Genomic DNA, 20,466 nt, shown 5'->3' on the forward strand with positions numbered 1-20,466 from the left:
AAATTAATAATTTAAATTTTTTTAATCTGTTATAAATGAATTTTCAATTTTAGTTAGTGTTTGCTCAAAAACGGTAATGTCATTAAGACCTTTAGCCACAATAAGACTACCTTGAATGGCTATTAATGTTTCTAAACCCAATTGAGAAGCCTTGTCTGAATCAAACCCAAAAGCACTAGCTAAGCTGGCAAATTTAGTACGCCAGGTATGTAAACCAGCTACTATTTGTTGTTCAAAAAGGGCAAGACTTGCTTGCATAGACAATGCTCTAAAAAGGCAAGTTTCTTTGCCACCATCATAAAGCTGTCGTATACCGGAAAGAGCTTTAGTTAATCGTTGTGTTGGGGTATCATTTGTGTCATCCAAAGGCTTAAATACATGCAGGTCTACCCAATCATTTATATACTGGAGTACGGCTTCTGCCATTTCTTTTTTACCTTCTGGAAACCTGTGATATAGGCTTGCCTTTTTTAAGCCAGTAGCTGCTGCTAAGTCTTGTAAACTAGCACCTTCATATCCTTTTGCTCTAAATACTTTAGTTAGGCTAATTAATATTTCTTCTTCAGATACTTTTTGTGGTCTCATGAAGCAAATGTACAAAAAAATTACTAATAACCAAACATTCGGTAAAAAACTAAATTAGAATTATGATTTACCGGCTAAGCCGTTTGGGATAGCTCAAGACAAATTTGCTTCCCAATTCGCCATCAGAGTGCAAGTGTATTCCTCCTTCATGTTTTTCAATTATTTTTTTTACGATGGACAATCCTAGTCCTGTGCTTTCCATGGTTTGGTCTTCAGTAAGGGTTTGGAAAACATCAAAAATCTTCTCATGGTATTGGGGTGCAATGCCAGGGCCATTATCTTCAAAGCTTATTTCATAATAATCAGACCGTTCAATGCTCGCTATAGTTACTTGGCAAAATTCTTTATCGTTGTATTTAATGGCGTTGCTAATAAGGTTTGCTATCACCTGACTTATTTGGGTTTTATCACCTTTAATAATGGGTAACCTACCTATTATTTTAAAATGAATGTGTTTCTGATTTTTGTAGTTCTTAAATTCATCTTCTACTAGGGCATGCAAGTCTAACTGTTCTGCCTTTATTTTACCTATTTTAGAATAGAGTAAAATGCCATTAATTAAATCTTCTAAACGCTCAATACGGCCCTCCATTAAAATAAGGTGGTTTAGTAAGCTAGCGGTATTACCAGCTTTTAAATCTTCCTTAGCAAATGTAGTTAAGCTAGAAATACCCCTGAGTGGTGCTTTTAAGTCATGAGAGGTAATGTAAGCAAATTGTTCTAATTCCTTATTCTTAAGTTCGGTGTCATCTAAATTTTGGTGTAGCTCATTCAATTTTTTAAAACTATCTAAACCTGTGCCCACTACTATAAAAACAAAAAGAGAACCCATAAAAAAAATGCCACCAGATAGGTAGGTGAGTAGGTTGGTGTTCCCTAAAATAACGGCAAGCGCAACGCCTAAATAACCTACTAAAAATAGAATCATGAGTAGGCGTAATTTTTTCCAATTTGTTTTAAGTTTATTATCTGGGAGTATCCTAAAGATTTTAGTGGTGTACCGCGCACTTAAGAACAGAATAAATGCTCCTAGCAAAATAAGTATGGCAATTATGTAATTGGTTAGTACCATTTATAATTGTTCAGTTATTAGAATTACTTTCTAAACGACGGACATAAAACGAAAATTCTTAAATGCTTATTATGTTATAATTATTGTCTTAATATTTTTTCCATCTTTCTCCCCTTAGCTAATTCATCCACTAATTTGTCTAAATATCGAGTTTGTCTTGTAATAGGGTTTTCTAGTTCTTCAATGCGATAGCCGCATATGACTCCTTTAATCAAATGTGCATTCGGATGCAGGGTTGCTTTTTCAAAAAATGTTTTAAAGGTGATTTTATCTCGGAGTAATTGTCTAATTTCTTCTGAACTATACCCCGTTAACCATGTAATGACTTGCTGTAATTCTTCTTCTGTGCGCCCTTTTTTAACAACTTTAGTTCGGTAATGAGGATAAACGGCGCTAAATGTAAGTTTGGCAATACGTTCATTATGTTCAGGTGTAGCTTTCATAGACATAGGTTTGTCTGTTTAAGATATTGAATTCTTTTTAAATACCCAGAATGACAATGGTATAGCATTTTTTTAAGTTGGTATTCCTTTTTTTATTCATTTATAAATGATTACAAACGACTACAATCGAAATTAAATACTTTGTTACCGATTACTTATGGAACCAGCCCCTAAGTTTGCCTCGGTGTTGATAGGTACAGCACTAGTATTAACTGTTTAACATATAAAAATTAGTAAAATGAACGCATTAAAAAACAAAGTACAGTTGATTGGTAATTTAGGAACAGATCCAGAAGTTCTAAATTTAGATGGCGGCGGCAAATTAGCCCGCTTTTCTATCGCTACAAGCGAAAGTTATAAAAACAATAAAGGAGAACGTGTAGAAGATGTACAATGGCACAATATCGTGGCATGGGGTAAGCTGGCAGATTTAGTAGAAAGTTATTTAGTTAAAGGAAAACAGGTAGCTATTGAGGGCAAATTAACTCATAGAAACTATGAAACGAGTAACGGAGAGAAAAGATACATTACGGAAGTAAGGTGTAATGAGTTATTACTTCTTGGAAAATAGCACATTAAATTGATAAATTTAACTAGGAAAGAGGGTTATTTACCCTCTTTTTTTGTGTTTTTTAAACTTTAACAATAGCTTAATAGTAATGGGGTTATTAACTAGCATCCATATCGTCTAACTTTACGTATATTAAAGTAATGAAAAAGCTATCTTGTTATATCGCTATATTCCTTTTAGGAACACCCATTGGATTAATGGCACAACAAGAGGCGACCACCAAAGAAGTAAATTTTTATACCCACTTAGCGGTTAAAGATGCCAATAATGAGCATCAACTTTCTTACAATAAATTAGAAGATGAACAAGATTTCTGGAGCGACCAGAAAAGTTACGAGGCTATCTTAGAAAAACAACGTCCAGATTTATATGCTGTGTATATGAGGCAGAAACGTACGGAGTATCTAGCACATCAAAAATATTGTGAGGATAATGCTTGTGACCATACCGAATTATATCTAAAACAAGCTAGTATTTACATATTACACGATACCAAAGGGAGCGAACTTGTGGCTCAATAGATTAGGCAACTTTTTGTAATAAATCAAAACAAGGACAACGTTTGCAGCGTTTGTGTTCTCCTTTTTTAAACTTATCACAACATTTAGTCTTACACTTTTTAGGATTTAGCTTTTCTAAATGCGCTTGTTTAAGTTCTTTAACAGCCGATTTTTTCTTGCCCATACTGCGAATGAATATGGGCAAAAATATATTATTTTAAATAAATCTAAATAAACTATAAGTTAAATATTATAACTGGCCTGTTTCTGATGCAGCACTCTCTACGGTAAGTTGCTGTATATCTCTATCAAACAAATACAAGCCGCCTTTATCATTACCAATTAAATTTATCTTATCTAATACTGTTCTCGCCAGCGCCTCTTCTTCTAATTGTTCTGCCACATACCATTGTAAAAAGTTATGGGTAGCATAGTCCTTTTCTTCTAAAGTTATGTGCACTAACTCATTAATACTCTTACTTACATAAATTTCGTGCTGGTACAATTGCTCAAACATTTTTTGAAAACTTCCAAACTCGGTATCTGGTGCCTTTAGGTCAGAGATATGCGCATGACCACCACGCTCGTTTACATATTTAATCAATTTAAGCATATGCATTCGCTCTTCATCAGAATGGCCATACATAAATTTTGCAACACCTTCTAAGCCTTTAACTTCTGCCCAGCAAGCCATAGATAAATATACTTGGCTAGATTCTGCTTCTATACGGATTTGCGTATTTAATGCTTCTTCTAATTTTTTAGATAACATAGGTTTTATTTTAAACTAAAGTTACAAATCGGATAATTAAGAATAAAGTTAAAAACTTACGCTAACACCTACCGTATTTAAACCAAATTGTAAGCTCCAATCAACTTCTTTACGGGTGTCATTGTATTTTTCGCTATATTTTTTATCTAAATATTTATCTATAGATTCTACAATAAAAATACTAAGTGCAGTACTAAAGGCCACGTCAGAAATCCAGTGAAAACCATCTAAAACACGTACCATTCCGGGAATCATACCTACGGTATACAAACCAGCTTTAATCCAAGGGCTTTTAAATTGTTTGCCAATGGCGTAAGCATTGCTGAAAGCTAACATAGCATGGCCAGAAGGGAAAGAATCGTAATTAAATACACGGTCTAAATGTATGGGGTCAAACGTTCCCGAGGAATCGCCGCTTTTTGGTCTTGCTCTACCCACAATACGTTTGCTAACTTGTTGCAGTAGCCCACCTGCAGTGGCAGAGGAGATTAAAAGAACACCAGTTCTTCTTAATTTTTCATTTTTGGTGAATAGGCCAGTTAAGTAAACAGCCCCAGTGAACATATAATTGTTGTTTGGATTACCGTATTTATGACCATAGTCTTTAATTGATTGCGGCACATCTTCTTCCCACTCTTGGGTCCAATTATATACTTCATCATCTACTAAAAACAAGGCTAGGGTTCCGGCGGTTAACATGCCAAAATTACCCCATTGCTCCCCTTGCCAATGTGCAGGTCTACTGTAGCTATAACCCATGCCATTAAATACGTTGCCCATGTCATAGGTAAATTCATTCCAAAGTTTGTCCTTCTTAGGTCCGGGAACGTCCTGAGCCAATGCATTAAAACTAAAACAAAGTAATACTAGTATTGATGCCAACTTTTCCATATTCAATTTTTTTTAGCCGTCAAAAATAGAACTCTTGAGCTAGCTTATAAGTATTTACATGGGCTTTTAAGATAATCTTAATATCTGGGGAGTAACCGCCGCCCATACTACATTGTATTGGGATATTATTTTCCTTAGCAATTTTAAATACTAAGGCATCTCTTTTTGCACAACCCTCTATACTCATCCCTAGGGTGCCTAATTTATCTGTAGCCAATACATCTACACCAGATAGATAAAAAATAAAATCTGGTTGTTCTTCTTCTATCAAATTAGGAAGAATATTTGAAAGTAGCTTTAAATAAGTAGCATCATCTGTGTTTTTGGCTAACGCAATATCTAAGTCCGATGTTTCTTTTTTAAAAGGGTAGTTACCTTCACCATGCATTGAGAAAGTGAAAACGCGCGGCTCATTGCTGAATATTTCTGCAGTACCATTGCCTTGGTGCACATCTAAATCTATTATGAGTATTTTTTTAGCTAGTTGATGAAAAAGTAAATAATGAGCAGCTATGGCTTGGTCATTTAGTAAACAAAATGCTTCCGCTCTATTGGTGTAGGCATGGTGGGTTCCACCAGCAATATTTATACTAACACCATATTCTAGCGCATAATGGCAGTTGTTTATAGTACCTTGAGCAATAATACGCTCTCGTTTTACTAAAACATCAGATAGTGGAAATCCACTTTTTCTTATTTCTTTGGGGGTCAACTCTAAATTGATGAGCCTATTGTAATAGGTTTCCTCATGTGCTCGAATAATATCTACTTTAGACGCTAGTGTAGGTGCAAAAAAGTTAGCCGCTGTACAAATACCCTCTAGTTGTAATTGTTGTGGAAGGAGCTCGTACTTTATCATAGGAAAACGATGCCCATCTGGCAACGGATGTTTGTAAATAGGGTGATAGGCTATTTTTAGCATTACTCATCTACTTTTTTAAGATAGTAACTAATAAACGCTCTAATTCCTTTTGATGTAAAGGTTTTTCTATGACATCATCGCAACCTAAAGCTTTTAATTCCTCTAATTCCTCTTCCAATATAAAGGCAGATTGTACTATAATTGGTAAGGTGAAACCCTCCTTTCTTAGTTGTGCTATTGTAGCTTTACCGTTTAAAATAGGCATATTTAAATCCATCACAATTAAGTCTACTTGGTTAGGGTATTTTTTAAGATAAGAAAGTACTTCTGTACCATCTGTAACATGTGCTAGATTGTATTTTTCTTTAAGCCACATTTCTAACAAGTAAAAATTTACTTGTTCATCATCTGCAACCAATAGGGTATATTTTTTTTCCTCCATAGCTAAACGGCTCTAAGCTATTTAATTTAGAGGTGTAGAACAAAAATATACACACAACAATTTGTTAAGTAGTGTTATTTTTTCTTATGCTTTACTGTGAAGAGCTAATTGTATCCGTTTTCGTTTTGCATCAACCTCTAAAACTTTTACAATTACCTGCTGATGTAAACTCACAATACTATTGACATCACTCACGTAACTGTCCGATAAATTAGATACATGAATCAACCCACTTTCTTTGATACCTACATCTACAAAACAACCAAAGTTAGTAATGTTGTTAACAATACCTGGTAGTAATTGGCCTGACCTCAAATCTTCTATAGTTCTAATATTTTGGTCAAACGTAAAGGCTTTGGCCTTTTCCCTACGGTCTAGCCCTGGTTTTTCTAGTTCTTCTAAAATATCTTGCAGGGTGGGCAAACCTATAGTTTCTGTTTGGTATTTTTTAAGGTCGATGTTCTTTAACACTGTGGTATTACGAACAATCTTGGTTAGTGGTATACCTTGGTCTTTTGCCATTTGCTTTACTATACCATAACTCTCTGGATGCACGGCCGAATCGTCTAGTGGGTTCTCCGCATCACGAATACGTAAAAATCCAGCTGCTTGCTCAAAAGCTTTACCACCTAATCGAGGCACTTTTTTTATGGCTTCTCTAGAGGTGAAAGCACCATTTTCTGCTCTATGGTTTACAATATTTTCCGCTAGTTTGGGACCAATGCCAGATACATAACTCAAAAGCGATTCACTCGCCGTATTCACGTTTACACCAACGGAGTTCACACAGCTTTCTACTACGGTATCTAAAGCCGTTTTTAATTTGGTTTGGTCAACATCGTGTTGGTATTGCCCAACGCCAATACTTTTAGCATCAATCTTAACCAATTCTGCCAAGGGGTCTGCTAAACGTCTGCCTATAGAAACAGCGCCACGTACGGTAACATCATAATTTGGAAACTCGTCCCGGGCAATTTTAGACGCAGAATATATACTGGCTCCGGCTTCGCTTACCACAAACACTTCCAAATCGCGTTTAAATGGCGTGTTTTTTACCAGATTTTCGGTCTCTCTAGATGCCGTGCCGTTACCAATGGCTATGGCTTCAATTTTATAGGCATCTACTAAAGAAGCTATCTTTTTACTAGCTTCTCTAAACTGTTTCTGTGGCGGGTGTGGATAAATAGTTTCGTTATGTAACAAATTGCCATTGGCATCTAAACAAACCAATTTGCAACCTGTTCGGAAGCCAGGGTCAATGGCCAAAATTCGTTTCTCCCCTAGGGGTGGTGCTAATAGTAATTGCCTTAAATTTTTGGTGAATACGGCAATGGCCGCCTCATCTGCTTTTTCTTTAGCTTGCTTTAAAATTTCGTTAGATAAAGAGGGTAGCAGCAATCTTTTATATGCATCTTCTACAGCCATAGCAATTTGGTCTGCACAAGCATTATTGCTCTTTATCACTTTTTGATCTATTCGGTCTAAAGCGCGGTCGTCATCAATACTAATTTTTACACGAATAAATCCTTCGCTCTCTGCACGTAATATAGCTAATAATCGGTGGGACGGACAGCGGGAAAGGGACTCGTTCCAATCAAAATAATCTTGATATTTCTGTGCCTTTTCATCGTCTTTTTTGGTGCCAATTACTTTGGTTTCTAACTGGGCGTATCTTTCTAATTGCGTTCTAATCTGGTTTCGAATATCTGTACGCTCATTAATCCATTCCGCAATAATATGTCTGGCACCTTCTAGTGCTGCAGCTTCATCAGGGACATTGGCGTTGGCGTATTTACCCGCGGTGAAATCCAAATCTGTAGTACGCTGTGCCATGATAATTTTAGCCAAAGGCTCTAATCCATTTTTGCGTGCTTTTTCAGCTTTGGTCTTTCTACTTTTCTTAAAAGGAAGGTAAATATCTTCTAAGACGGTAGCGTCTACCGTTTGTTCTATTTTGCTTTTTAGTTCTGGCGTTAAAGCATCTTGCTCTTCAATAGCTTTTAAAATGGTAGCCTTGCGTATCTCTAAGGTCTCAAAAGCTTCTTTGAACTTTACAATTTCACCAATTTGCAGCTCATCTAAATTGCCTGTGCGTTCTTTACGGTAACGGGCAATAAAAGGTACGGTGCAATCTTCTTCTAAAAGACTAACCGTGTTGGCCACACTTTTGCTGTCTAGCTGCGTGTTTTGGGTGATGAATTGTAAAAGGGAATTCATAGAAATTATTGCTTCAGGATTTTTTAAATATTGTGTTTTAGTAAAAATCAATATTCATAAAGTAAGTAATTATTGGATGCCTTGTCATAGTAACCCCAAATAAACTTATTATTCAAAATAAAAATAGTTTCTCCACTTTTAGATTTTATTTCTTCTGAATCTTGGTTGATTTTCTCAAAAACATTATTCTTTATATTTCCATCTAGATGATTGAAATTAGCATCAAAAAGACATTCTATTCTAGTTGCCTTGGTTTTTGTGTAAGAGTTAAAGGAGTTAAAAACTGGATTATATGAGGGAACTATCACACCAACAGTGAACGCGCCTGCAGCTCCACCAACCCCTACAAAGGAAACTCCTGGGCCGCCGCCTGTAGATATTTCTTTTTTAGAACCAATTGTAACCACATAATTGTCATCTAGTTTTTCTACAGCTATACCAATATATTCTTTTCCTAATCTACGTAGCAGCTTTGCCGTTTTTTCCATTTCTCTATAATCCTTAATCCTACCGCCTTCTTGAATTATGGGTGTGTTTTTAAAAGAAATTTCTTCATCTTCTTTAACAGTGTAGCTTTTAATAATTTTTTTTGTGTTTAACGCCTTTACTTCATATTTCAAAGCATCGACAGTTGCAGCAATAAGGTGTATGTTATCATCAAGAATGAAAGAGTTGCTATTAATTTTCTCTCCTGTTAGACTTGGTCTCGCTATTGCAGTAAGCTTATAGGAAATGGCTTTTGGGTCTATTTGCAATAGGTAGGTGTCTAAGCCACCATCTAAGGAAATTATAAATGAGGAGTCTTTTGAATACATTTTGGTAGATTCAGAAGTAATTTCAATAGTGTTTGGAGATTCTGGTGAAATTTCTACGACATCTAAATTTGATGTGTAGGTACCTGTTCCTTTAGGCCCTTCAGATAACATTAATTTATGTAAGTCTATTGCTTTCCCTTGTGTGCTTAAAAAAGTTTCACCTTGTAAATCAATTGATTCTTTTTTGTATTGCCCCTCAAAATCAAAGGTATATAAGTTAAGTACACTAGATTTATTTACTATTGTTACTAAATAAAAGTTATCTTCATTAGAGTAACTAGTAACGTAGCTTTCTTTTTGTAATTTAAAATCATAAACAATTTCTTTAGAGGTTTGTTTATCAAAATCAAAAAGAATACTGCCAAATTTTTTGTTACCCTTGTCTTTTAAGAAAAGCATTGTTTTATCTCCATTCTTGTAATGTCCAATGACTTCATTGTATTTTTTCGGTAAACCTTCGGACAAAAAGCTGTTTTCTACATTATTTTGACTGTCTATGTGGTAGGCATAGAAGTTTTTTTTATCATCAAAAAAAAGCGTGTACTCCCCAGTATTTTTATCAACTACAGGAAAAGTTCCTTGCATCTTTTTTTTATTCGTTTTTAAATGGTTGTTTAGTTTTAGTATTTCTTTTTGTGCATTGCACAGAAACGGTAGGCAAACAGAAATAGTGATTAATAAATGTTTCAATTCTAATTATTTATATGGTTTGTACTATTGTAGTTTTACTTTTTTAAAAAGTGATAATTATTGGAAAAATGAATTTCCGCTATATTCATTCACTTCAATAAATGAATTTTCATGTTAGAAATGATATTGGGGTACTTTGTAGGGAAACGAAGAATCTCTTCTTGTCCAAAACAGTTGTTATGACCAACAATATAAACAAGGACTACTACAGGTGGTGTTTTTTCATATCGCTTACGTGTAAGCGATGAATTTAACTAATTCCCTCCCCATTTGCAACCCTATCTTCATCAGGGTTAACGAAAACCAATTTGTTATCGGAGTTTTCCGTCATCAAAATCATGCCTTGGCTTTCTACACCTCTTAATTTTCTGGGTGCTAAGTTCACCAATACGGTTACTTTTTTGCCAACGATATCTTCTGGTTTAAAACTTTGTGCAATACCAGAAACAATGGTACGCACGTCTATACCTGTATCTACTTTAAGCACCAACAATTTATCTGCCTTCGGCATTTTTTCTGCTTCTAAAATGGTACCTACACGAATGTCTAACTTGGTGAAATCTTCGTACGTAATGGTCTCTTTTTGAGGCGCAGCATCTGCATTGGTACTGGCATTACTTAGCTTGGTGGCTTCTAATTTTTCCAATTGTGCTTCTATTTCTTTGTCTTCTATTTTGCGGAAAAGGAGTTCACTTTTATTGATAGTGTGGCCGGCAGCCAGTAACACTTCTTTAGAGCTAATAGCTTTCCAATCTAATGCGCTATCGCTTGAACTAATATCAAGAATGCCTTTTAATTTAGCGGAAGTAAAAGGTAGGAAAGGCTCACTTAACACCGCAAGGGCAGAAGCTATCTGTAGGGCAACATACATTACGGTTTGGGTACGGGCTTCATCGGTCTTTATTAATTTCCAAGGTTCCTCATCTGCCAAATATTTGTTCCCTAAGCGGGCTAAATTCATCAATTCTTGACTCGCTTCCCTAAAACGGTAACGTTCCAAAGAATCGGTTAAGATTTGAGGATAGGTACGCATGGTTTTTAAGGTTTGCGAATCTAATTCAGTAAATTCTGAAGGGCTAGGCACCACGCCGTTGTAATATTTGTGCGTTAATACGGCAACGCGGTTGATAAAGTTGCCAAAAATGGCTACCAACTCGTTGTTATTGCGCGCTTGAAAATCTTTCCACGTAAAATCGTTATCCTTGGTCTCTGGTGCGTTTGCCGTTAATGTATAGCGCAATACATCTTGCATGTCTGGAAATTCTTGCAAATATTCGTGCAACCAAACTGCCCAGTTTTTAGAAGTGGATAATTTGTTGCCTTCCAAATTTAGAAACTCGTTTGCAGGTACATTTTCTGGTAATATAAAATCGCCATGCGCTTTAAGCATACTTGGGAAAATAATACAGTGAAAAACAATATTGTCTTTACCAATAAAGTGCAACATTTTGGTGTCTTGGTCTTTCCAGTAAGGCTCCCAATCTTTATTTTCTCTAGCGGCCCATTCTTTGGTAGAAGATATGTAACCGATAGGAGCATCAAACCAAACATACAATACTTTTCCGTCTGCACCAGCTACAGGAACGGGAATACCCCAGTCTAAATCTCTGGTAACGGCACGTGGTTTTAAACCATCGTCTATCCAAGATTTACATTGCCCGTACACATTAGGTTTCCAATCGTTCTTATGCCCTTTAAGAATCCATTCTTTTAAAAAGTCTTCATAGCGGTCTAAAGGTAAAAACCAATGTTTGGTTTCTTTAAGAGTGGGTACTGCACCAGTAATGGTAGATTTTGGATTGATTAAATCCGTAGCGTTTAAAGATGTACCACAATTTTCGCACTGATCGCCGTACGCTTCTGGATTACCACATTTTGGGCAAGTACCAGTAACAAAACGGTCTGCTAAAAACTGGTTGGCCTCCGCATCATACAACTGCTCTGTAGTTTCTTCTATAAAATCGTCTTGTTCGTATAGTTTTTTAAAGAAATCAGATGCGGTTTGATGGTGAATTGGCGCAGAAGTTCTGGAATAGTTATCAAAGCTAATCCCAAATTCTGCAAAAGAATCTTTGATAATGGTATGATACTTATCTATAATTTCTTGTGGCGAAACACCTTCTTTTTTGGCTTTCATGGGTATGGCCACACCATGCTCATCACTACCGCAAATAAAGGCAACATCTTTGCCTTGCAAGCGCTGATAACGTGCGTAAATATCTGCGGGTACATATACGCCTGCTAAATGCCCAATGTGGATAGGGCCGTTGGTATAAGGCAAAGCAGCTGTTATGGTATATCTAGAAGGATTGTTCTGCGACATGGATTCAAATTTAGGCGTCAAAAATAAAGAATTTAACCGCAAGCATGCGAACAAACTGTCACAAACAATTGGTGTAAAAGCTTTACAAGCTAACAATAAATTAAGCTTAGGAAAGTTTTTAATAGTGAAGCATTAAAATGAAAGTATAATCTTACAAGTGCGAGATATGAGTATAGGTAATCCAAAAAAGTTTGAAGCCTTAAAAAAGCTAGAGAAAATCACCAAGAATGCAGAAATCGTGGAGGAGAGTGGAGATAGTGCTAAGCTGTATATAGATAAAAATCACTTAACCAAAAAGGAGCTTACCTTTAAAACTGATGCAGATAAGCCCAAATGGGCTTAAAAAATAATCCCCCAAGTGGTACTATTCTTTGGAATGGGGTGAGAAGAGTACCATTGAAGGATTAGAAAAATCGGGGGTTGGTTACATTATCATAACAGACTTACTCATAAACTGGTCTGCAACCTGTATTCTATAAATGTATTTTCCGGTGGATAAGCTTCCTCTAACGCGCTCTCGTATGTTGATTTCTGCCGATCCTTCCATAACCATTTCGTTGAAAACAGTGCCAACCTTTTGCCCCAATATATTGTACAATTGTATGTCTACATGGGCGCTGAATGGCATTTCTAAGTGAATATGTGGATTGTTTTCTGTGGGATAATACGGCGTGTGTACTACCTCTGTGCGTATTTCCTCTTCTGGTGTTTCGCTATCAGGGTCCGTTGGTGTTGGTGGTGTCGGTGGTTCGTCGCTATAGGCAATATCATCAAAATCTACGCCACTACAATTAAAACCAAGATTCACCGGTTTGTAAGGGTGGTCTAGTAAATGTGTTTCTACTTTGTCTACAGGCACACACATCCATTCTGCTAAAACAGTAGCATATAAGTCTCTAAAATCCATGGTGTACTCCAAATTACCACGATTATTAGGTTCATCTAATCTAGGGTGTTCCCCAACAAAAGCACTACCACTAAGGCCAGAACCAAAAAATAAAGTAGGAGCTGCTTTTCCGTGGTCTGTACCATTAGAGCCATTCTCATAAATACGGCGACCAAACTCGGAGAAAGTCATGCTCAATACCTTGTCGTCTTGTTGGGTAAAAGCAATGTCCTCATAAAAATTATTTATGGCGATAGATAAAGTAGACATTAATCGCTCATGGGCCAAAGGTTGATTGCCGTGGGTATCAAAACCTCCCATAGAAATCATATAAACTTTAGTGCCTAGATTACCTTTTATTAAACGCGCTAGAAGTGCCAATTGTCTAGCAAAACCATTGTCTTGGTATTCTACCTGGTTTTGACCACGCATATAGGCTTCGTGTATTTTTCCAGAATATTCATAAGTAGTATTAGCTACGCCACGTAAAAAACGTAATTGGTCGCCATACATACACTCATCAAACAGCGCATTTTCTAAATCGTAAAACTGGCCTGTCTCTGCAATTTCTTCTAACTGGTCTACATTGTTGGTGACAAATGCATAGTTAGTTTCATCTCCCTGAAAAACAAGGTTAGAGATACTTCCAATTTGTATGGCAGCAGGGGAGGCAGGCGGGTTTACTAAATAGTCCGGATAAATATCCTCAAAATAGCGCCCCATCCATCCGGTATTTAAGCCACTAAAGCCAGTAGTAGCTAAATCCGTATTAGCGTAGATATCAGAACCTGTAAAGTGGGACAAACTCTGGTTCTGATACCCAACACCATGTACAGCTTTAAACTGCCCGTTACCCCACAAGGGTTCCAAAGCATTCATATAAGACGGTATGCCAAAATCGTCTGTAAGTTTTAAGACCTTACTTTCTGGAATGTAAATGTTAGGTCTAGCATTTGCGTAGGTATCGTATTGTTGAATGGGTATTACGGTGCTTAAACCGTCATTACCACCGTTAAGTCTAATTAAAATTAAAATGTTATCTGTTTCTGCAGCAGCAATAGCTGCAGTTAAAGGAGAAGGTGCGGAGGCAGAAAGCATATTGCCACCTAATAGCATGCTCCCGGAGCCAGCTATACCTAAGGCCTGTAGAAAAGACCTTCTACTCCAATTTTTATGTTCTTGGTCGTGCCCCTCGTGCTGTAAGCCTTTAAAAGGGGAATTATCGTGGTTGTGATGATCGCACATAAGGGTAGGTTTATTTTAGTTGAAATTCTGGTTGTCTGCTTAAGTAACGTAATAACTGTCTTACTTGGTTTGGGGCTTCCATACTTACGGATAAAGACCAATAGCCTAATCCGCCAGCGACATAGTCTGGGGAGTAATACTCATTTGGCACATCGTCTGTTTTAAAAGCATCAACGGCATTCAGAAAATCTTGTTCCGTAAGGAGTCCTTTTGGGGTGAATTTATCTACGAATGCCCGAGTAACCACTTCCGGATTCCCGGTATCGCCACCAACTAGATCCATGGCTAAGGCTCTAAACTTTTCATCGTCTTCTTGAAAATGCAAGTCTATAAAAACCTCCATAGTTAACCACCTGCCAATAATATAGTTGGTGTTTATCCATTGTCTATCGCGTTGCCAACCGGCTACATCTACGGGCTCAAAAACTTCTTGCCCAATCATCTCGCAGGCATCTAGCATGTTAATGATTAAGTCGTCTGTATACCCAAAATCTGTCTCCTTAGTAAAATTCAGATATAAATCAAAAGGTGATTTTATAATTACACCAATGGCGGTATCGTCAAAAAAGTGTTGACTTTTAAATAACTGTCTTAGTACAGGAGCAAGTTCAAAATTGCTACTCACAAACGTAGCAGCTAAGCCGCTAATTATAGTTTGTGCATTGCCTGAAGCGTCATTACTATCTGGATGCACAAAATATTCGTAGAGTTTGGTGCAGATAAAAGTAGCAATCTCATTCTGCCTTTGGGTAAATAAGATTTCAATAACATCATCATAACCCCAATTGCCCGTTTGACCAAGAATGGTCTTGGGACCCGGGTCAAAGCGGTCTGCTCTAAAAGTAACCTTAGTACAACCAACTTCACCCCGTTCTACATAACCTGTTAAGGCCTTGGCGGTTTCTACAATATCTTCTTCTGTATAGCCATTACCATCACCCAGGGTAAATAGCTCATACAGCTCACGAGCGTAATTTTCATTAGGGTTATTGCCATTGTTAAAAGCACCATCTAAATAGTACAACATGGCACTGGTAAGGCCAACTTCACTTATTAAAGTTCTAAAGTTGCCAATAGCATTGCGTTGTAGGCACTCTAAATATTCAAACAAAAAAGTGTTACAATCGTACACACTCAATTGGGTAACCACGTGGTTGCTCCAGAAAAAACTAAGACGTTCTCTAAGGTTGTTGGTCAACATTTGGTTGCCATAAGCAGCGCGTATTTCACGCAGTTGCTCTCTGCGTACCTGTCTTCTGGCATCATCATCCTCAGGATAGTCTGCATTGGTCCAATTGGCCCAAAGGGGAGCAGCAAGGGGAGCAGCAGCAAGGGCTTGGTCAACTAAGGTATCTACAAGAGTACTTGCATTTTGACCAATGGCCGATTCAATAGTTGTGTTAGAGGCACTAAAGCCTAATCTTCTGTACAAATGCGCAGCCTTCTCCTTGTCTAGGGGAGTGGTATACGGCGCTAGGGTTGCAGAATTACAATTTACAAAGAATTCCATAGCGTTGTTTGGCGTTATAATTTCTCATAGTCTTTTGGGTAAACTATGTGTTTTAGGTAGGCGTGGTTCTTTTGAGCCCGTAAATTACAATCTTAACGCAATTTTAAGGTTGAACTACCAAATTTTTCGACGAAATGCAAAACAATTTTTGCTACATTTAAAAAATATGGGGCAACATAACGAGTTTGGAAAGCTTGGAGAGCAACTGGCAGTTAATTTTTTACAAGAAAAGGGGTATCAGATTCTAGAACGAAACTATAGATATCTTAAAGCAGAGATTGATATTATTGCTCAGGTGAATAATTTACTGGTAATCGTAGAGGTTAAGTCTCGTTCTTCCAATTATTTACAAGAAATAATAGAGACGGTAAACGAAAAGAAAAAACGACTTTTGGTACAGGCTGCGGATTATTATGTGACAAGTTTAGATTTGGATGTAGAGGTACAATTTGATATCGTTACCATACTTAAAAATCAGAATAAATATGTTTTGGAGCATTTAGAAAATGCATTTTATCATTTTTAACTATTTGTTTTATTTGTAACAATGTGTTAATTTTGGCATAAATACCAATAACATGAAAACAATATCGTCTGTTGTAGAGCATTACATTAAAAAGAAACCATTTTTACAAAGTGCATTAGCGCAGGGTATCATCAACCTTACCTCTTTATCTAGAATAGTTAAACCAGAAATAGAGGAAGAATTGGGTAAAGACGTGCGTAATGGTGCTATTGTTATGGCTTTAAAGCGCTTATCTGACGATTTGGAGTTTAGGGCAACCCATAAAATTGTTAAGGTCCTAAAGAATATTGGTGAAATTACCGTGCGATCTAACCTCACCGATTATACTTTTTTAAATTCAGAAACTATTTTGGCCAAACAAGCCAATTTATTAGAAAAGGTGCACGAGAATCAAGACATTTTTTATACTTCTAGCCGTGGAGTAAACGAGATAAATATCGTAGTAAGCAATATTTTAGATAAGACGGTAGAGGAGTTGTTTCAGAACGAGCGTTGTACACAAAAGGCAACTAATCTTTCTTCTGTAACGGTAAAATTACCAGCAGAAAACGTCTCTGTTCCTGGAATATACTATTTTATCTTTCAGCGTTTGGCTTGGGAGGGTATTGTACTATATGAGGTTATTTCTACTACAAACGAATTTACCATTTTGGTAAATGATGAGCAGGTAGATGTGGCGTTTAGAACTATTAAAGATTTAAAAACCTTATAGAAGACTAAGCTTCTAATTTTTTCGTTTGGTTGTTATAGTAGTTATCCATGACCAAAAAACGAATTCTTTGGACCATTTTTACCCTTATGGGGTTTTATGCTTGTTATTTATTATATGTGTTTGTTTTATCTCCTAAAAACAATTTACAACCCATATACCTTATTCCAAAGGATGCTGTTTTTATAATTGAATCGGATAAACCTGTTGAAGGTTGGCAAAAAGTTAGTGATAGTGATGCATGGGAACATTTAACTAGTAACAGTTATTTTTCTGAACTAACTGAAAGTATTCAAAAAATAGACACGGTTTTTAAAGACCAGCAACGCCTGTTTAAGCAGTTTGATGGTCGCTCTCTTTACATATCTATTCACATGATTTCTAAAAAGGATTATGGAATATTTTACGTACTAGATTTAAAGAAATTAGCAAAATTAAAATTAGTTAAATCTTATTTAAATACCCTACTCAATGACGATTATGTGTTGAGTAAAAGAAATTACCACGGGCAAGAAATTTTGGAACTTTTGGATAAAAGAACCAAGAAAACCATGTATATCAGTTTTATTAAAAATCAGCTCATTGCCTCTTACACGCACACTTTAGTAGAGGCAAGTATTGATCAACACAAAGAACCTTTTCTTGGTAGAAATTTAGATTTTTTAAGAGTTAATGAAGAGGTGGGTTATGCAGATGATTTTAGATTATACATTCAATATAAATATTTAGACGATTATTTAGGGCAGTATTTTAGCACTGTGCCAGATGCTTTAGAACGATTAAACAAGAATTTAAAGTTCACCGGCTTTAGTTTAGATTTAGAAAACGAAGTACTCACCGCAGAAGGTTTCTCTAATATTACAGAAGCCAATGAAGTATACCTTAATGCTTTGAGGGCCTCTGGAACTTCTGAACGAAACGTACCTAGTATTGCTCCTAAAACTACTTCTTTATACGTTGGGTACGGATTTAAAGATTTTGCCACCTTCTATGCCAATTTTGAAGATATTTTAAAGGCGGATAGTACGCAATTTCAATCGTATAAAAACAATCTTGAAAGGGTAGAACGTTTTTTAAAAATTAACGTACAAGAACAGTTTGTAAGTTGGATAGGGAATGAAATTGCTGTGCTGCAATTGACTTCTAATCTTACGCAAGATAAGGATGAGACGGCACTGCTTATTAAAACCAAAGATGCAGCTTTAGCTAAGGAACAATTGGATTTTGTTTTACAGCAAATACGAAAAAAAACTCCCGTTAAGTTTAAATCAGTTGACTATAAAAATCACTATATCCATTTTTTATCCATCAAAGGTTTTTTTAAATTGTTATTAGGAAATCGGTTTAATGCGTTTGACAAACCTTATTTTACTCAAATTGAAGATTATGTTGTGTTTAGTGATAATCCAAATACATTAAAATCCATAATAACCGATGTATTGGATGGGAGTACCTTGGAGAATAGTCAAGATTTTACCACATTCAATAATCGCTTTGAGCAAGAATCTAGTGTCTATGTTTATGCAAATGTGCCATTGCTGTATAAAGGTATTTACCAAGAAGCAGACTATGCTACAAAAAAATTATTAACAACCAATAAAGATTATTTTATTTGCTTTCCGCAATTAGGGATACAGCTAACACCAGAAGAAGAACTTTTTAAAAGTACCTTGGTTACCGCCTACCAACCCGTAGGGATGGTGGCACAAAACCAGTATTATGGTAAACCAGAAGTAAACAAAAGACATCAACCTATAAGTAAAGTAGAAAAAGAAATTACGGAAGCTGTATTTAATTTAAAACCCATGTACCCAAAAGACCTAAACGCAAAAAGTTACCAAATAAAATATGCTTCTGGGGCCCTTAAGATGCAGGTGGGCTTAACAGATGGCAAAAAAAATGGTAGGTATAAAGCGTACTATCCAGATGGTACCCGTAAAATGACGGGTAAATTTAAAGAAGATAGACAGGCGGGTACTTGGCGCTATTACAATACAGATGGACAATTAGTGCTCAAAAAACGATTTTAAACTACTGTTCTAATCTAAAATGTACCATTAAATTGTACTCAGTAAGTAAGTATAATAGCGTACGAAGCAATGCAAACAGACATAGAAAAATTAGAAAGAACTTAATCGATTTTTTTCTTCTTTTATATTTTATGGAACTCGTATTGGCTTTAGTTATCATGGCGATGGTTTACTATAATCAACGAAATAGTAAGAAAAGTATTACAATTATTTTTTGGTAACGGTTGTTTTTCGATGAATTACAGTTAAATTGATATAGTGGATTTTATAAGGCATTGCCCTGGAATCTAATCCATAAATCTTTAATTACATTTTATAATTTATAGCAATAGAATCTTACAAATACCGTTTTCTCTAGTAACATGGAAAAGACATTTACTTTTGATGATATTATGGCGTTCCCGAGTAGGTATCGCGGTCGCTTAATGAATAAGGTTTCTGGCCTTAAACCTGCAAATTTAATTGGCACACAAGCCAGTAATGGCGATGCCAACTTAGCTATTTTTAATAGTGTGGTGCACATAGGGGCCAATCCACCTTACATAGGTTTTATTCTTAGACCAACTACCGTGGCAAGGCATACATACGAAAACATAAAAGAGACAGGAGTTTTTACCATCAATCAGATTACAGAATCCATGCACAAGCAAGGGCACCAAACTTCTGCTAAGTACGACAAGGGTGTGTCTGAGTTTGATGCGGTGGGTTTAATTCCCTACCATCATGAAGATTTTATGGCGCCTTTTGTCTACGAAAGCCCTATAAAAATTGGTCTTTCTTTTGTAGAAGAACAACTAATAAAGGTTAATAATACCCGGCTGATTATTGGTAAAGTAGAACATTTAATTTTACCAGAAGATGTGCTATTAGAAGGGGGGGATATCGCTTTAGAACGCTTGGGTAGTGTTGCTATTGGCGGTTTAGATAGTTATTATGCTGTAGATAAGTTAGGGCGCTATGGTTATGCCGAACCGGAATAGGGTTCATGTCGAAAAAAAATTTAATACGGTAGACTTTAGACCCCTCAGTCCTGCGAACAGTTCCCTTAACTCAAGGGAAATGCTGTAGTTTATTGGAGATTTTATGAAAAGTGGAGAAGATGCTGAAACAAGTTCAGCATGACAGGATGTATAAATCTATGTGCCAAGTACTTTATGCTTTCTACTTTAGAAAGATTTCTCAGTAGTAGCTTCGCTACAACTATCGAAATGATGTGAACCAAAACCAATTTTACTTTTTATCTGATAACTTTGAGTATGTTGTATTTTTTTCAATGCACAAAAAGCACACCTTACCATCAACCATCAACCATCAACCATCAACCATCAACCATCAACCATCAACCATCAACCATCAACCATCAACCATCAACCATCA

20 protein-coding genes are annotated in these 20,466 nt (G+C 36.3%); 7 read left to right on the forward strand and 13 right to left on the reverse strand.

The window, feature by feature from the left end:
* Positions 1 to 21: 21 nt before the first annotated feature.
* The 3 genes from FBT53_RS00920 to FBT53_RS00930 form a co-directional block, all read right to left on the reverse strand.
* Positions 22 to 585: a TetR/AcrR family transcriptional regulator gene (locus tag FBT53_RS00920; RefSeq protein WP_136949294.1), complete on the reverse strand. Its 564-nt coding sequence runs from the start codon at positions 583 to 585 to the stop codon at positions 22 to 24.
* A gap of 67 nt (positions 586 to 652) precedes the next feature.
* A complete protein-coding gene (locus FBT53_RS00925) occupies positions 653 to 1,657 on the reverse strand; it encodes an ATP-binding protein (protein WP_136949295.1) in 1,005 nt (334 codons plus the stop codon).
* Between the two features lie 80 nt (positions 1,658 to 1,737).
* Positions 1,738 to 2,100, reverse strand: a complete 363-nt coding sequence (locus FBT53_RS00930) for a DUF2200 domain-containing protein (RefSeq protein WP_136949296.1) — start codon at positions 2,098 to 2,100, stop codon at positions 1,738 to 1,740.
* Positions 2,101 to 2,338: 238 nt separating this feature from the next.
* Between FBT53_RS00930 and FBT53_RS00935 the strand changes: the two genes are divergently transcribed.
* Together FBT53_RS00935 and FBT53_RS00940 are read left to right on the forward strand one after the other, a co-directional pair.
* Complete coding sequence (locus tag FBT53_RS00935) at positions 2,339 to 2,671, forward strand: single-stranded DNA-binding protein (RefSeq protein ID WP_136949297.1); 333 nt, start codon at positions 2,339 to 2,341, stop codon at positions 2,669 to 2,671.
* 140 nt (positions 2,672 to 2,811) lie between these two features.
* Positions 2,812 to 3,192 (forward strand): hypothetical protein, encoded by a 381-nt coding sequence (locus FBT53_RS00940; RefSeq protein WP_136949298.1) that lies wholly within the window; start codon positions 2,812 to 2,814, stop codon positions 3,190 to 3,192.
* 1 nt (position 3,193) lies between these two features.
* Here the strand turns inward: FBT53_RS00940 and FBT53_RS16020 are convergent, their stop codons facing one another.
* From FBT53_RS16020 to metG, 8 genes are all read right to left on the reverse strand, one after another.
* Positions 3,194 to 3,355: a hypothetical protein gene (locus FBT53_RS16020; protein WP_169630297.1), complete on the reverse strand. Its 162-nt coding sequence runs from the start codon at positions 3,353 to 3,355 to the stop codon at positions 3,194 to 3,196.
* 66 nt (positions 3,356 to 3,421) lie between these two features.
* Positions 3,422 to 3,943 (reverse strand): ferritin, encoded by a 522-nt coding sequence (locus tag FBT53_RS00945; RefSeq protein WP_136949299.1) that lies wholly within the window; start codon positions 3,941 to 3,943, stop codon positions 3,422 to 3,424.
* A 48-nt stretch (positions 3,944 to 3,991) separates the two neighbouring features.
* Positions 3,992 to 4,834, reverse strand: a complete 843-nt coding sequence (locus FBT53_RS00950) for a phosphatase PAP2 family protein (RefSeq protein WP_136949300.1) — start codon at positions 4,832 to 4,834, stop codon at positions 3,992 to 3,994.
* Between the two features lie 19 nt (positions 4,835 to 4,853).
* Entirely contained in the window at positions 4,854 to 5,756 is a 903-nt protein-coding gene (locus FBT53_RS00955) for a histone deacetylase (protein WP_136949301.1), read from the reverse strand.
* A gap of 7 nt (positions 5,757 to 5,763) precedes the next feature.
* Positions 5,764 to 6,138: a response regulator gene (locus tag FBT53_RS00960; RefSeq protein WP_136949302.1), complete on the reverse strand. Its 375-nt coding sequence runs from the start codon at positions 6,136 to 6,138 to the stop codon at positions 5,764 to 5,766.
* An 84-nt stretch (positions 6,139 to 6,222) separates the two neighbouring features.
* Positions 6,223 to 8,355: a Tex family protein gene (locus FBT53_RS00965; protein ID WP_136949303.1), complete on the reverse strand. Its 2,133-nt coding sequence runs from the start codon at positions 8,353 to 8,355 to the stop codon at positions 6,223 to 6,225.
* Positions 8,356 to 8,402: 47 nt separating this feature from the next.
* Positions 8,403 to 9,860 carry a hypothetical protein gene (locus FBT53_RS00970; protein WP_136949304.1) on the reverse strand — a complete coding sequence of 486 codons (1,458 nt, stop codon included), beginning with the start codon at positions 9,858 to 9,860 and terminating at the stop codon, positions 8,403 to 8,405.
* Between the two features lie 250 nt (positions 9,861 to 10,110).
* Positions 10,111 to 12,183 carry a methionine--tRNA ligase gene (metG, locus tag FBT53_RS00975; protein ID WP_136949305.1) on the reverse strand — a complete coding sequence of 691 codons (2,073 nt, stop codon included), beginning with the start codon at positions 12,181 to 12,183 and terminating at the stop codon, positions 10,111 to 10,113.
* A 166-nt stretch (positions 12,184 to 12,349) separates the two neighbouring features.
* On the opposite strand from metG, the gene FBT53_RS16025 reads away from it, so the two are divergent.
* Positions 12,350 to 12,526: a hypothetical protein gene (locus FBT53_RS16025; RefSeq protein ID WP_169630298.1), complete on the forward strand. Its 177-nt coding sequence runs from the start codon at positions 12,350 to 12,352 to the stop codon at positions 12,524 to 12,526.
* 81 nt (positions 12,527 to 12,607) lie between these two features.
* Here the strand turns inward: FBT53_RS16025 and FBT53_RS00980 are convergent, their stop codons facing one another.
* Positions 12,608 to 14,314 carry a DUF1501 domain-containing protein gene (locus tag FBT53_RS00980; RefSeq protein ID WP_136949306.1) on the reverse strand — a complete coding sequence of 569 codons (1,707 nt, stop codon included), beginning with the start codon at positions 14,312 to 14,314 and terminating at the stop codon, positions 12,608 to 12,610.
* A gap of 10 nt (positions 14,315 to 14,324) precedes the next feature.
* The gene (locus tag FBT53_RS00985; RefSeq protein WP_136949307.1) at positions 14,325 to 15,824 is read right to left on the reverse strand and encodes a DUF1800 domain-containing protein; all 1,500 of its coding nucleotides are present in this window, start codon (positions 15,822 to 15,824) and stop codon (positions 14,325 to 14,327) included.
* Between the two features lie 166 nt (positions 15,825 to 15,990).
* Here FBT53_RS00985 and FBT53_RS00990 point away from each other — a divergent pair, with 166 nt between their 5' ends.
* The 4 genes from FBT53_RS00990 to FBT53_RS01005 all read left to right on the forward strand — a co-directional run bounded on the left by FBT53_RS00990 (position 15,991) and on the right by FBT53_RS01005 (position 20,069).
* On the forward strand, positions 15,991 to 16,350 hold the full coding sequence (locus FBT53_RS00990; RefSeq protein ID WP_136949308.1) for a YraN family protein: 360 nt from the start codon (positions 15,991 to 15,993) through the stop codon (positions 16,348 to 16,350).
* Positions 16,351 to 16,402: 52 nt separating this feature from the next.
* Positions 16,403 to 17,062: an aspartate kinase gene (locus tag FBT53_RS00995; protein ID WP_136949309.1), complete on the forward strand. Its 660-nt coding sequence runs from the start codon at positions 16,403 to 16,405 to the stop codon at positions 17,060 to 17,062.
* Between the two features lie 47 nt (positions 17,063 to 17,109).
* Positions 17,110 to 19,089 (forward strand): DUF3352 domain-containing protein, encoded by a 1,980-nt coding sequence (locus tag FBT53_RS01000; protein ID WP_136949310.1) that lies wholly within the window; start codon positions 17,110 to 17,112, stop codon positions 19,087 to 19,089.
* A gap of 362 nt (positions 19,090 to 19,451) precedes the next feature.
* On the forward strand, positions 19,452 to 20,069 hold the full coding sequence (locus tag FBT53_RS01005; RefSeq protein ID WP_240729731.1) for a flavin reductase family protein: 618 nt from the start codon (positions 19,452 to 19,454) through the stop codon (positions 20,067 to 20,069).
* Positions 20,070 to 20,466 lie beyond the last annotated feature (397 nt).

It is taken from the genome of Flavobacterium sp. ASW18X (genome assembly GCF_005144745.1).
Lineage (GTDB): Bacteria > Bacteroidota > Bacteroidia > Flavobacteriales > Flavobacteriaceae > Croceivirga.